This window comes from Erythrobacter sp. NFXS35, from assembly GCF_040148725.1.
Classification (GTDB): Bacteria; Pseudomonadota; Alphaproteobacteria; order Sphingomonadales; family Sphingomonadaceae; genus Erythrobacter.
Window position 1 is genome coordinate 192,700 of record NZ_JAGDEB010000001.1, and the last position, 13,811, is coordinate 206,510.

The window sequence follows — 13,811 nt, forward strand, 5'->3', positions numbered from 1 at the left end:
GCATTGACCGATCATGTCAGGCTCGCCCGCGAAATTACCTCCGAAACACGCATTCGCCGCATCGGACCTCGCGGCGATCGACGCGGCCGAGTGCCGCGATGCGCCGGATGCGCCGGGCGAAGAAGGTCAGCGTGCTCCGGGCGAACGGCGCGCGGCTGAGCGCCTGCAACCTGCACGGCTTGCAGACCTTGCGCAGGACGCCAGCGGGATAATCGAAGAACAGCGGTTCTACCTGCCGCGGCGCGCGCGCGGCATGGTGGTGTCGCTGCTGGTGGGCCTTGGGCTTGCTGCGGCGGTATCGCCTGCGTTACCGGAATGGCCTTCGCTGATTGCGGCGCTGATTTCGATCGGCCTGTTTGCAGCGTGTCCGTGGTTTGCCGCTATCGAGCGCCGCAACGAAGCCGCGCCTTCGATGCGATTGCTGCTGCTGACGGTGGCCAATATCCTGCCGATGGCCTGCGCCGGCTTCGTGCTCGGGACTGAGATTTCCAGCGGGCTTCCGTGGCAGTGGGCGGTTGCCACGCTGGTCTGCATCAATGCAGCGGCCTCTGTGCTGTTCGAAGGGCGGATTGCGTCGCTGTTCTGCGCCAAGATCGCCAGCTGGGCAGGGCTGGTGGCGATCGCAACGCCAAGCCCGCTGACGTTCGCCGCATTGACCGGCGCTGGCGTTACTCTGTCGTTGATTGCGCGGGTCGAATGGCGCGCGGCAGAGCGGCGCCGCGAACTGCGCAATGCGCGCGAGCGGGTGGCCGCGCGCGCCGAGGACATCCTCAGGAGCTTTGAGGAAAGCGGTCAGGGCTGGTTCTGGGAGACTGACCGGCGCGGGTTGATAACCTATATATCGCCCAAGGTGGCGTGTTTGCTGGGGCGCGGGGAGGAGAACCTGCGCGGGGCTCCGCTGCGCGACATCATAGGCACAGGCCCCGAAAACGCCGAGGCCGAGCGTTCGCTTACCTTCCACGTTTCGGCGCGCTCGGCTTTTCAGGATCTTGAACTGCGGGCAGCTGTGCCCGGGGAGGAACGCTGGTGGGCGCTGACCGGGCGGCCAGTTTACGATTCCTACAAGAATTTCTGCGGCTTTCGGGGTCATGGGACCGACCTGACCGAACAGCGTCGCAGCGAACAGCAGGTCTCGCGTCTCGCGCTTTACGATTCGCTGACCGGCCTCGCCAACCGGGTGCAGATGAGCCAGGCGCTCGAGCAGATACTTGCCGCCCCGGCCAAGCGCGAGCGTGCCTGCAATGTTCTGATGCTCGATCTCGACCGCTTCAAGCAGGTCAACGATACGCTAGGCCATCCTGCGGGCGATACCTTGCTCAAGCAGGTCGCGCAGCGGCTCGAACGCGTGATCGGGGCCGACGGACGCTGCGGTCGGCTGGGCGGGGACGAGTTCCAGATCATCCTGCCCGGTAACCGGAGCCGCGAACAGCTGGCGATATCGGCGAACGCCGTGATCGAGGCTCTATCGAAGCCTTACATCATCCTCGGGCAAAGCGTGGTTATCGGTGCCTCGGTCGGGATCGCGCGCGCGCCGGTTGACGGGATCACCAGCGAACTACTGATCCGCAATGTCGATCTAGCGCTGTATGCTGCGAAGGATGCCGGGCGCGGTGTGTTCCGGTTCTACGATCCGGGTCTGCATGCCGCGGTCGAGGAGCGTGCCGAGCTGGAGCAGGATTTGCGTGACGCGATCACGCGCGGCGAATTGCAGCTTTGCTATCAGCCGATTGTTTACGCCGCCAGCGAGACGATTGTCGGTTTCGAGGCGCTGATGCGCTGGAACCATCCGCGCCGCGGCCTGCTTTCGCCGTCGCGCTTCATCCCGATCGCCGAAGATTCGGGCCTGATCGAGCGGCTCGGCCAATGGGCGTTGCAGACGGCCTGCGCCGATCTGGCGCGGTGGCCGGAAAAAATCAGGGTTTCGGTCAATGTCTCGGCGATGCAATTCGCCAATCCCGAATTGCCCATCATCGTCGCCAGCGCGCTGGCACATAACGGCATTTCCCCTTCGCGGCTCGAACTCGAGATAACCGAAAGCGTGTTCGTCAGCGATGCGCCGGGCGTTGAGGCGACCTTCCGGGCGCTCAAGAAATTGGGCGTTCGGCTGGCCCTGGACGATTTCGGAACCGGCTATTCGTCGCTCGGCTATTTGCGCAAGGCGCCATTCGATCGGATCAAGATCGACCGCAGTTTCGTGCGCGGCGCGACCGAACAGGGCAGCCGCAATGGGGCGATCATCGCCGCCATTACCAGTCTTGCAGAAGTGCTGCATATGGACACCACTGCCGAAGGGGTCGAAACCCACGACGAACTGGAACTGGTTCGCCTGCTCGGCTGCAGTCACGTGCAGGGCCATATCTATTTCGAACCGATGAGCGTTTCCGATGTCGCCACGCTGGTTCTGGGCGATCTTGCCGCCGTCGCCAGCGGGCCGATTTCTTCGCGAGCTCCGCGCCATGTGCTGCTGCGGCGGGTGATCGTGGTGCATGGGGGCGGCCGCCAGAATGTGACCTTGCGCAATATTTCCGAAGGCGGCGCCATGATCGAGGGGCTGTGGAACATGCAGGTGGGAAGCGAGGTTCGGATCGAATTCAGCCCTGCGCAAACGGTCGACGGACAGATTCGCTGGTCACGCGAGAACCGCATGGGGATCGAATTCCACCTCCCCTTGCGCGCCCGCGGGGATGGTTCGTTCGCTCTGCCCAGAAGCAGCCAGTTGCAGTTGGCCGATCAGAGTTAGCGACGGATGAGCCAATTGCTGAACCGCCCCAGCTTAGTCAAAAAATAACCATCCAGCTTTACTCTCGGCACAGCAATCGGAGAAATCCGCGTGAATGCGGGTGCTGCGAATTTGGAGGTTGTACCGAAGGTGTCCCTCAAGGGTCTCTTGTCAGTGCGTGGTTCTGCCGCATCGCGCTCACGGCGCGGAACAGTCGCGTCGGCGCTGTCGGACGGCGAACGGCTGGCGATGCTCGACGAACTGGAGCAATCCGGCCTGGGCTGGTTCTGGGCGAGCGATGCAGCAGGCAGGCTGACCTATATCTCGGCGGCGATTGCCGAACGGCTGGATGTGCCGCTCGATGATCTGCTGGGCCAGCCTTTCACCACGATTTTTGCCGCCGCCGAGCGGGAGGAGCGGTCCAAGTCGCTGCCGCTGATGCTGGGCGCGCACAAGGCCTTTTCGGGCATGGCGGTGCGCGCCGTGCGGCGGCCCGATGGCCCGGTGCTCCGGCTGTCCGGGCAGCCGATCTTCAGGGACGGTGAGCGGTTTCTCGGGTTTCGCGGAACCGGCTCGGACATCACCGATGAATTCTTCCGCGAGGAGGAAACGGCCCGCCTCGTGCGGTTCGATTCGCTCACTGGCCTGTCCAACCGTCACCGCATGGCGCACCACATCGAAACCACATTGACCGCGTTCAAGGCGGCGCGGCGCAATTGCGCGGTGATGATGCTGGATCTCGACCGGTTCAAACATGTCAATGACACCCTGGGCCATGCGGCGGGCGATGAACTGCTCAAGCAGGTGGCCGCACGTCTGACGCGCGCAATCGATCGCGAATGCGAGATCGGGCGGCTGGGCGGCGATGAATTCCAGGTGATGCTGCCCGACATCGACGATCGCGGCGTGCTGGGCGAACTGGCAGCAAAGATCATCGCGATGTTGCGCCAACCCTACAGCCTTGATGAAGGGCGCTGCGTGATCGGCGCGTCGGTGGGGATCGCTATCGCTCCGCATGACGGAGTGACCTGCGACGAGATCGTGCGGGCCGCCGACCTTGCGCTTTATGCCGCCAAGAACGGCGGGCGCGGGCAATACCGATTTTTCTCAGGCGAGCTCGAGAACGAAACGATCTTTCGTCGCCGGCTCGAACAGCATCTCGGCGATGCGCTGCGCGAGGAGCAATTGTTCCTGCGCTTCGAGCCGATCGTCGATGCCGCATCGCAGGCGGTGCAGGCGCTCGAGGCGCATGTTTGCTGGAATCACGCCGAGCGTGGGGTCATCGACAATGAGGAATTCGCCCAGATCGTCGAAGGATCGAGCCTGCTGGGCGATGTGGGGACCTGGGCTATCAGCGAGGCCTGCCGCCACGCGGCGCAGTGGCCCGATACTGTGCGGATCGCGGTCAATGTGCCGGTCCCGCTGTTCCTCTCGGAAACTTTCGTCGACGATGTGAGCAAGGCGCTGGATTCTACCGGATTGGCAGCCGGACGGCTCGAACTCGAGATCAGCGAGGCGGTGTTCTTCGGCGACACCACGGTCGTCGACCGCACACTGGCGGCGTTGTTCAAGCTCGGCGTACGCATGACCCTGGACGAATTCGGCTCCGGTTATTCCTCGCTTGCCTATCTCCGGCGTGCCCCGTTTGACGCCATCAAGATCGATCGAAAACTGGTGTCGGAGTCCGAACGTCATGACAGCCGCGAACTCGGACTGGTGCGCGCTATCGTGGCACTCGCCGGAGCGCTGGGCATGGACACCATCGCCAATGGCATCGAAAGCCCCTCGCTGCTGACCATGCTGAACGAATGCGGCGTTCGGTTCTTGCAGGGGCCGATCTTCAGTGAGCCGGTCGATCACGATGCAGTCGCCCATGAAATCGCTGGAAAAACCTGGAAAATCACGCCCGGTTCGAGCCGCACGCACCGGGCCAAGCGCCGCACGGTGTTCCGCAAGATCCAGGTGTTTCATGATGACTACGCCTACGAAGTCACACTCCGCAATCTATCGAGAACCGGCGCGTTCATTCAGGGACTTGCAGACGTGCCCAAGGCAACGCAGTTCGTGGTCGATCTGGGCGGCGGGCAGCTGGCGGTGGCGACCGTCATCCGCTCGAACGGCGATACACAAGGCCTCGAATTCGAACAGTCGCTGATCGATGATGGTTCGGGTGGGCTATGCACCCGCAACCGCGTATCCCCCTACGCCTTGGCCTCAGCGGGAGCGCCGCTCGCTGCGTTGGCTCCGGGCAGCTATCAGGGAATGATTGGCGGACTGATCGGCCAGGGCGGCGCGCCCAAGTTCGGCTATGCCCCCGGCTCCCGGCTCGAAGCGAGTTGATGCAGCGCTTTCCGGGGCGTGCGATGTTGCGTTTTTCTCGAATGACATCGCTGCGGGCCGGCGCTAAGTCGCGGGGGCAATGACAGACCTTTCCAAGATCCGTAATTTTTCGATCATCGCCCATATCGATCATGGCAAATCCACGCTTGCCGACCGGCTGATCCAGTTCACCGGCGGCCTCACCGCGCGCGAGATGTCTGCTCAAGTCCTTGATAACATGGACATCGAGAAAGAGCGCGGGATCACCATCAAGGCCCAGACCGTCCGCCTCAACTACACCGCGAAGGACGGTGAGACCTATCAGCTCAACCTGATGGACACCCCCGGCCATGTCGACTTCGCCTATGAAGTCAGCCGCAGCCTCGCCGCGTGCGAGGGCGCGTTGCTGGTGGTGGACGCGGCGCAGGGTGTGGAGGCGCAGACCCTCGCCAACGTCTACCAGTCGATCGAACACGACCACGAGATCGTCCCCGTCATCAACAAGATCGATCTGCCCGCCGCCGAACCCGAAAAGGTCCGCAACGAGATCGAGGAGATCATCGGCCTCGACGCATCGAACGCCGTCATGACCTCCGCCAAATCCGGCATCGGGATCGAGGACGTGCTCGAAGCCGTCGTCACCCGCATCCCGGCCCCGCAGGGCAAGATCGACGCCCCGCTCACCGCCAGCCTCGTGGATTCGTGGTACGACCCGTATCTCGGCGTCGTCATCCTCGTGCGCGTGATCGACGGCAAGCTGACCAAGGGCCTGAACATCCGCTTCATGCAGGGCGGCACCCAGCACCTCGTCGACCGCGTCGGCTGCTTCACCCCCAAGCGCACTGACCTTGCAGAACTCGGCCCCGGCGAAATCGGCTTCATCACCGCCCAGATCAAGGAGGTGGAGCAGGCCCGCGTCGGCGACACCATCACCACCGTCAAAGGCGGATCGGACACCGCGCTGCCGGGCTACAAGGAAGTCCAGCCGGTCGTCTTCTGCGGCCTGTTCCCGGTCGACGCCGCAGACTTCGAAAAGCTGCGCGAATCCATCGGCAAGCTGCGCCTCAACGATGCCAGCTTCAGCTTCGAGATGGAGAGCAGCGCGGCATTGGGCTTCGGCTTCCGCTGCGGGTTCCTCGGGCTGCTCCACCTTGAAATCATTCAGGAACGCCTGACCCGCGAATACGACCTCGACCTCATCACCACCGCGCCGTCGGTGGTCTACCGCATCCATCTTGGCCACACCAAGAACGAGGATGCCAAGGTCATCGACATTCACAACCCCTCCGATTGGCCGGACGTGAACCGCATCGAGGTGATCGAGGAGCCGTGGATCAAGGCGGTGATCTACACCCCCGACGAATATCTCGGCAGCATCCTCAAACTGTGTCAGGACCGCCGCGGCGTGCAGACCGAACTCACATACGTGGGCGGCCGCGCGCAGGTGACGTATGAATTGCCGCTCAACGAAGTGGTGTTCGATTTCTACGACCGGCTGAAGTCGATCAGCCGCGGCTACGCCAGCTTCGACTATGAACAGATCGGCAACCGCGAAGGCGACCTGGTGAAGATGAACATCCTCGTCAACGCCGAGCCGGTCGACGCGCTCAGCCTGATCGTCCACCGCCACGTCGCCGAGGAACGCGGCCGCGGCATGTGCGAGCGCCTGAAAGACCTGATCCCGCGCCACCTGTTCAAGATCCCGGTGCAGGCCGCGATCGGCGGCAAGGTCATCGCCCGCGAAACCATCGCCGCGATGCGCAAGGACGTGACCGCCAAGTGCTATGGCGGCGACATCAGCCGCAAGAAGAAGCTGCTGGACAAGCAGAAGAAGGGCAAGGCCCGGATGCGCGAATACGGCAACGTGAGCATCCCGCAGGAGGCGTTTATTGCTGCGCTGCGGATGGGGGAGGAGTGAAGGGGGCTGGGCTAAATTATCGGCACTTCCCTCTTTCAATCGAGGTAGGGGCTCTTCCCTGACGCGAGCGAGAATGCTTTGAACTTTGCGCAAGCTCCCATCATTTCACCCTTGCCCTTAAAACTTTGCTCCATTTGACATTCGAGCTAAGTTCATATGGCGATTCGCACAGATGCAGGGGGTTCCGGTTTGCTGAACATCGGTTCGGATACTTACGCGAAGCTAGAGAGTGCCGACCTTGAGCGATTTTTGAGCTCGCTTACGCATTTTCTCCGTGAAAATGTTCCCGATATGGAACATGAGCCGGAGCGTAACCTTCGGCAGCAAATTCTCTTTCTGCGCGAAGACGCTCGTCAACACGACATCGTGGGAAGGCGGCCGTTGGCTCTTTATGTGATCACAGCAGCCTTGCTTGGGACCGATTTCGTGGATCGATATTCAGGCGTCAGGCAAATCCTATTTACTCAAGAGGACGAAGAAATAAAGGCCGCCCTCTTGGCCGGATTTACAGCAACATTGTTCGACGCCTTAAAGGGTGGGGATGCGTGAGCTGGGGTAGTGCGCTAGCTTCCGCGGTTAACGCGGCAACCTCGGCTGCACGGGCAGCTGCCGGTAAAATTGCAAGCACTGCGAGAGCGGCTTACGACTACCTCACAGATGAAGCGCACCAGGAAAAGGCGAAACGGGCCTGGGACGCAACCCAGGACACGGCTCAGGCTGGGGGTCAGAAGGCCGCGGCGGCGGTCGGGGAAATCTACGATAGAGCAAGTGTATTTTTCGGTGGAGGCTCAAAACCCGGCGAGCCAATCCAAGTTTGTCCAATGCAGGACTTGCAGGCGCCAGGTAACTCCCAGTGGGGTGGGCACCCAAGCCAAACTCCTGTTTTACCGGTCGAGGACTTCCATATCGTAGCCGTAGAATGGTTGGACGGGACCGATACCAAAGTCATCGGTGATTGCGACCAGTATGTGAATCTGCCGCAGGATGCCAAGTGGCTGGGCGACAGCGATATATCGAATATTGATCGGCTGGGGATTAGCCCGCGTTTCAGGGTACGGTTTGATCGCCCCGTCTCTGGCAGCTTCAAATGGCGTGTCGTCCCCGTGGGTGGAGATGCTTCCGAATACAGCGGCGCTGAGAAGAAGCGGAACGCAAAGTTTGTACCGGGCAAGCTTGATTGGACATCGGCAAGTACGTGCGGCGATGGGACGGTAATTATGGTCAACGCTGCCCAGCTCGTCGCCGGAGGCGGCTACAAATTTAAGGTGGAGGCAAAGGACCATCATGGCGCCGTAGTTAGTACTGGGGTAATTACAACAAAGAGGCTGTTCTGGTATAGCGAGTTGCCAATGCTAAATCTCTCGTCGGTGTTGAGCAGCACAGGAACAGTCGAAGCCGAATTCGCCAAGCACCACCTCGTAATGAAGCAACTTGCAGACCTTGCTATCCCACACCAGCAAAACATCGGCAGCGAGGCAGAAGTTACGACGCTCAAATCCAACATCTCGGCGGCGGTTGCGGGAAATCCGACCGCAGTCAGTAAAGCGCCTTATCTACTGCGGGTCGCCTACACCGATCACCTCGCAGTCAAAAATCCAAGCCGTCCGCAGCGCGTCGATGGCGTGAAGGTCGGCCCGGGTGCGGCTGCTGTAAAGATCCCGGTCTCGTCGACTGGTTTGCGCGATGGCGATGGCGAGGCGCCGCGGTGGCTCTGGTCAAATTTGGTGAACGGCGAAGGCTGGTTCGTCTCGGCAAAGTACATGCCGTCGGGCAGGGGCGCGGCAGTCATCCTGCCGGCAAACAAGGTCTCGATGGCAGGTGATCTGGTCAGAAGTCGATCGATAGAGGTGGATGTTTCCGATCTTCCCGCAGGAGTGGGCACCCTCATTGTTAACGTCAATGTTGTTGATCGGATGCGTGGCGGATTAGCGTTTGGCGGGACACCGAACATCTGCATCTGCACGCGGGCGTGGTGGAACACTGTGGGCCATCATGATCAGGCGTGCACTGTCGTGCATGAGATGGGTCACCAAGTCCACATGGTTGTCGACGGGAGCGGAAACCAACCAGATCGAGTTACAACCCAGTATGACAAACGAGGCCATGTCGGAAGTCACTGTCACAACGGATGCGCATCCGGACAGGAAGACTATAGCACGTCCGACAATGTTAAAGCATCTACGTGTGTGATGTTCGGAACTGTTAACGGCAAGGTTGCGTTTTGCGGTAATTGCGCCCCGGCGATGAAGAAGGTCGACTTGAGTGCTGGCTTCTAATCCTAATGACAAGGATTCGTATGATCGATTATATTCCTCCTGAATTCGAGTATGTTCCATTCGGTAGCATCGAAGCCTCGTCCTGTGCACCCTATGTCGATGACCTCTCCTGGCGGGGAATTATGATCAGAATGCCTGAAGAGATTAGACTTGAACCTGATGACGCGCCGATCTTGCCAATCTGTGGATTTTACCAACTTTCTTCCTTACCCTTGGTGCAGGGAGCGGCAATGGTGGTTCATCTGCGTGGCGTGAACAGTACCATGGTGGAAGAGCAATCTGGCCGCGTCGTGATTACCGACGGTCAGAATGAGCCCGATATTCCTGATCCTGCGGCAAACGAACCGATTGACCCTGAACTCTGGCGCTACAAGGTGTCAACCGCATTTTTTCATTTAAATGGTCAATCTTACTTCCGAGAGGCACTTTCACCTGGTAGTTATGAACTATATGTGAGTTATGGTGATACCAAGTCCAATATTGTTGGGTTCACTGTTAATCATCGGTAAAATCTACGCCATGGAAAATTGTTGAAGGCAGTCGCTTATTTTTATTATTTGCGGCCTGTAAGCCGACTAAGGAACGACTAGTAAACGCAGGGGGAGAGGACCAAGGGTTTACATCTCGCTCCTTACGAGAAGCCCACATTTTCCCATCCCCCGCAATATACCCGATCCATCTTAGCCTCGACGCGACGCGAAGCCTAAACACTCACCCTCACCGAAACCCCTCATCCTTCAGCGTCCACGCTGTCTTCGGCGGCTCGAGTTCGAGCGGCGCTTGTTTCGGCGACGGTTGCAGCGCGGGCACATCCTCCCGCGGTCCCTCGTGCAGCGGGCGGCGCAGGTCTTCGTCGGCGCGCATCGCGTCGAGGTCGCGATTGCGTAGCCGCTCGAAGGCATCCCAAGCATCGCGGGTTTCGAGGGAAAGGCGCTCCCAATCGCGCTGTCGGTCTGCGTCGGAACGGCGGCGGATGTCCGCGACCTTGCGGTCGATGCTGGCGCTCACCTCGGCGGCGGAGACATTGTGCTGCTGCACCTCCCATTCGGCCTGCCATTGCTTCCTGAGCCGATCGACCTGCATGGCGCCGACCGCGTTCAGCCCCTTCGGACGACCGTCCGCGAACCGCTCGGGCGAGCGGTTGCGCTGCATGAACATCAGCAGCCGGTCATTAAGGAGGTTTGGATCACAAAACCGCCGAGCAGGAAAATGTGGGCCGAGCAGGGCAGGCGGTGCGCCTTCACTTGGCGTTCAGCGCGGCTCTCGTTATAGAACGCGCCATGGCCACCATGTTCCACACCCGTATCGCGCGCGCAGCCCTGCTCGGCGCGACCCTTGCCACCGTGTCGGCCTGCGCCGGCAGCACCGAGGGCGCGGATGTCGCTTACGTCGCGCGCGATGTCGAATCGCTCTATGGCGAGGCGCAGCGGCGGCTCGATAACGGCAACACGCTGGTCGCCGCCGCGCTGTTCGACGAGGTGGAGCGCCAGCACCCCTATTCGCCCTGGGCCCGCCGCGCGCAGTTGATGAGCGCGTTCAGCTACTACGTCGCGCGCGATTACAACAAGGCGATCCAGAATGCGCAGCGGTTCCTGTCGATCCATCCCGGCAACAAGGATGCGCCTTACGCGTATTATCTGATCGCGCTCAGCTATTACGAGCAGATCAGCGATGTGAACCGCGACCAGAAGATCACCGAGCAGGCGCAGACCGCGCTGCGCGAGGTCAACCGGCGCTTCCCCCAGACCGAATATGCCGCCGATGCGCGGCTGAAGCTCGATCTGGTGGCGGATCACCTTGCGGGCAAGGAGATGGAGATCGGCCGCCATTACCAGCGCATGGGCCTGTGGCTCGCGGCGGATATGCGGTTTCGCAACGTGGTCGAGAAGTTCGACACCACCAGCCACACCGCCGAAGCTTTGTATCGCCTGACCGAAAGCAGCCTCGCGCTCGGCATTCCGGAAGAGGCGGTGAAATATGCCGCAGTGCTGGGCGCGAATTACCCCGGCAACGAGTGGTACGAAAAGGCGTTCAAGCTGGTGAACAGGCACGCAGGCGGCATCACGGCGTCCTAGCCTTCGCGCGTTCGAGCAGAGAACGCCGCGTCCGATTCAGGAACGCCAGGCTCGCACGTTCGGCACCATCGGGTCTTCCCGCGCCGAGCCATAGTAGCGTAAGCAAGGCTGGATAGAGGATCGCGCCCAGGCCGACGGTGATGCCTACGTTCAGGAACGGCTCGTCCAGCATCGGCGAGACGGCGGCGCGGTTCATGATCGCCACAACTGCCGCACTCATCGCGCCCGCAGCGACCACCGGACGCCATACAACGGACATTTGGGTGGCTACCGAAATCCCGGTGATGATGGCGACCAGACGGACGTTGAGGCCGATGTTGATCAGGCTGGAAAGAGCCCGCCCGGCAACCATCCCCATCAGCGCACCGAAATCCGTGGCCATGCCCGCGATCAGGCCCGCAAAGACGATCGGGATGCGGATCATGAATACCCGCATATCGCGCTTGAACACCTCTTTCGTTCGGTCGAGCGCCATCGCCAGCGGTTGCGAGCTTTCACTCACCTGCAGCGCGCTCAGGATGACAAGCACCTGAATGACCGGGACAGCCGGCAGCCACGCGCTGCCCATGGCCAGTTCAACCAGCGGGCGTGCCACCACCGCAAAGCCGAAACCGATCGGCATCGCCAGCAGGCATACGAGACCTTGCGCGTTCAGGTAGGCGGTTCGCAGGCGATGCAAGTCGTCCTGCATTCTTGAAAATGCGGGGAAGAACAGGGTTCGGATCGGCCCCAGCCCTTCCTTGACCGGCAGATAGGCAATGCGATTGCCGACAGTATATTGCCCCACCGCGCTGGTGGGAACGAACAGCCCGAGCAAGACCGGATCGAGCCGCCAGTTCGCTGTCTGGATGCCATTGCTCAAGGTCAGCCAAACCGAAAACGACAGCAGGTCGCGGTATCCGCTGAATGAGAACCGCGGGCGATAGGGCCGTATCGTGTAGGACACGATCACCCGCGCCAGCTGCGCGGCAAGGCTGCCCAACACCAGCGCCCAGAACGAACGGAAGACATAGGCAATCGTGATCGCAACGGCAAAGCCGACGAACTTTGATGCCACGTTCAGCGCGAATTCCTGCCAGAATATCAGCTTGCGCGTGAAGGTCACCAGCATCGGATTTTCCAGCCCGCCGATGACCGTTGCCCCGGCCAGCACGAAGAACAGGTCGATCAGCCGGGCATCACCGTAGATCCTTGCGAACACGAACCCCAGCGCAGCCATCACCGCTGCCAGCAGCACCGCTCTTATCAGGTTCAAGGTCCAGGCCGTGTGATAGTGATGGGCTTGCGGTTTGCGGTGCTGGATCAGCGCATGCGCCAGCGACAGTTCGGTGATGGCGGCAACCATCGCGAAGATGGATTCCGCCAACGCCACCAGACCGAAATCTTCCGGCACCAGCAGTCGCGCAAGCACGAGGGTGCTTATCAGCCCCAGACCGTTGACCAGCAGGCGCGACGATCCGATCCAGGCTGCGCCTTTCGATAGCGAGCCTCGTGCGCTTCCGGTCATGACAGCGTCCCGATCATGGGCGGGAAGTGCACCAAACAAGGCGGCTGCCCCCGCTGCTGTCCGAGATTAGGGACTTGGCGCGCCGCAGCCCTGATGTGCGGCGCATGAAACCGGACTTCATTATCGGCGGCGCGCCGAAATGCGCCACGACCGCCCTGTTCGATTATCTGGCGCAGCATCCGCAGGTTTTCGCCAGCAATCCCAAGGAACCGCATTACTTCGCGTCGGCCGCGCTGGGCCATCCTGTCATGCAGGGGGATTACTCGCTGGAAGAATATCAGAACCTGTTTGCTGGCCGGGCGCCGGGGGAGCTCGCCGGGGAAGGTTCCACGCACTACCTTCACCACGCGGCGGCGGTTGCACCGCTGATGGCTGCACAGGTTCCGAACGTGAAACTGATCTTCTGTCTGCGTGAGCCGGTTGCGCGGGCCTATTCCCATTTCCTGTTCCGCTACAGCGTGGCTGGGCCATACACGCTTGGCGGAATGGGGCAGGTGCGCAACTTCACGGATTTCGTGCAAGATACGGAGGTGTTCCGGATGGGCGATTACGCGGCCCAGCTCGAAATTTTCTACCGGCATTTCGATCCGTCGCAGATCCACATCGTCTTTTTCGACGACATGGCTCGCGATTTGAAGGGCTGCCTGCAGGGAACTTGCCGCTTTCTCGGGATCGATCCGGAACACGCATTCGATCTGACGAAGCGGTCCAACGAAACGGTCTATCCCCGAATGCCGGATGTGATGCCGGTGGTGGATCGGTTCGCTACTCGGGCCTATCGGCGGCTGACGGTCCCCCAGCGGCGCAAGCTGCTTGGCTTGCGAAGATCGCTGATGTTTGGGCGCGGCGCACCGAAGCCCAGAATGACGCAAGCGGAAGGGAATTTCGTGCAATCCTTGTATCGCGATTCCGTTAAGCAGCTGGAGGCTCTTACCAACCGTGATCTGGCCTCTTGGCGAAGAGCACGGCAAAAGCCTTAACCTGCGTTTTCCTGACT

Annotated in this window: 10 protein-coding genes; 8 read left to right on the forward strand and 2 right to left on the reverse strand. The window is 61.0% G+C overall.

The window, feature by feature from the left end:
* Positions 1-13 precede the first annotated feature (13 nt).
* The 6 genes from J3454_RS01010 to J3454_RS01035 all read left to right on the forward strand — a co-directional run bounded on the left by J3454_RS01010 (position 14) and on the right by J3454_RS01035 (position 9,741).
* Complete coding sequence (locus J3454_RS01010; RefSeq protein ID WP_349511898.1) at positions 14-2,740, forward strand: EAL domain-containing protein; 2,727 nt, start codon at positions 14-16, stop codon at positions 2,738-2,740.
* 153 nt (positions 2,741-2,893) lie between these two features.
* Complete coding sequence (locus J3454_RS01015; protein WP_349511899.1) at positions 2,894-5,059, forward strand: putative bifunctional diguanylate cyclase/phosphodiesterase; 2,166 nt, start codon at positions 2,894-2,896, stop codon at positions 5,057-5,059.
* Between the two features lie 79 nt (positions 5,060-5,138).
* Positions 5,139-6,956 carry a translation elongation factor 4 gene (lepA, locus tag J3454_RS01020; protein WP_349511900.1) on the forward strand — a complete coding sequence of 606 codons (1,818 nt, stop codon included), beginning with the start codon at positions 5,139-5,141 and terminating at the stop codon, positions 6,954-6,956.
* Between the two features lie 189 nt (positions 6,957-7,145).
* Positions 7,146-7,505 (forward strand): hypothetical protein, encoded by a 360-nt coding sequence (locus J3454_RS01025; RefSeq protein WP_349511901.1) that lies wholly within the window; start codon positions 7,146-7,148, stop codon positions 7,503-7,505.
* Positions 7,502-9,232, forward strand: a complete 1,731-nt coding sequence (locus J3454_RS01030; protein WP_349511902.1) for a hypothetical protein — start codon at positions 7,502-7,504, stop codon at positions 9,230-9,232. The genes J3454_RS01025 and J3454_RS01030 overlap by 4 nt, the downstream gene beginning before the upstream one ends.
* Positions 9,233-9,252: 20 nt before the next feature.
* Positions 9,253-9,741 carry a hypothetical protein gene (locus J3454_RS01035; protein ID WP_349511903.1) on the forward strand — a complete coding sequence of 163 codons (489 nt, stop codon included), beginning with the start codon at positions 9,253-9,255 and terminating at the stop codon, positions 9,739-9,741.
* A 208-nt stretch (positions 9,742-9,949) separates the two neighbouring features.
* Here J3454_RS01035 and J3454_RS01040 read toward each other — a convergent pair whose 3' ends face one another.
* Positions 9,950-10,390 carry a hypothetical protein gene (locus J3454_RS01040; protein ID WP_349511904.1) on the reverse strand — a complete coding sequence of 147 codons (441 nt, stop codon included), beginning with the start codon at positions 10,388-10,390 and terminating at the stop codon, positions 9,950-9,952.
* Positions 10,391-10,512: 122 nt separating this feature from the next.
* Between J3454_RS01040 and J3454_RS01045 the strand changes: the two genes are divergently transcribed.
* Entirely contained in the window at positions 10,513-11,307 is a 795-nt protein-coding gene (locus J3454_RS01045; protein WP_502878554.1) for an outer membrane protein assembly factor BamD, read from the forward strand.
* On the opposite strand, the gene J3454_RS01050 is transcribed toward J3454_RS01045, so the two are convergent.
* Entirely contained in the window at positions 11,294-12,814 is a 1,521-nt protein-coding gene (locus J3454_RS01050) for a lipopolysaccharide biosynthesis protein (RefSeq protein WP_349511905.1), read from the reverse strand. The two genes, J3454_RS01045 and J3454_RS01050, sit on opposite strands and share 14 nt — an antisense overlap.
* Before the next feature lie 104 nt (positions 12,815-12,918).
* On the opposite strand from J3454_RS01050, the gene J3454_RS01055 reads away from it, so the two are divergent.
* Complete coding sequence (locus J3454_RS01055; RefSeq protein ID WP_349511906.1) at positions 12,919-13,794, forward strand: sulfotransferase domain-containing protein; 876 nt, start codon at positions 12,919-12,921, stop codon at positions 13,792-13,794.
* Positions 13,795-13,811 lie beyond the last annotated feature (17 nt).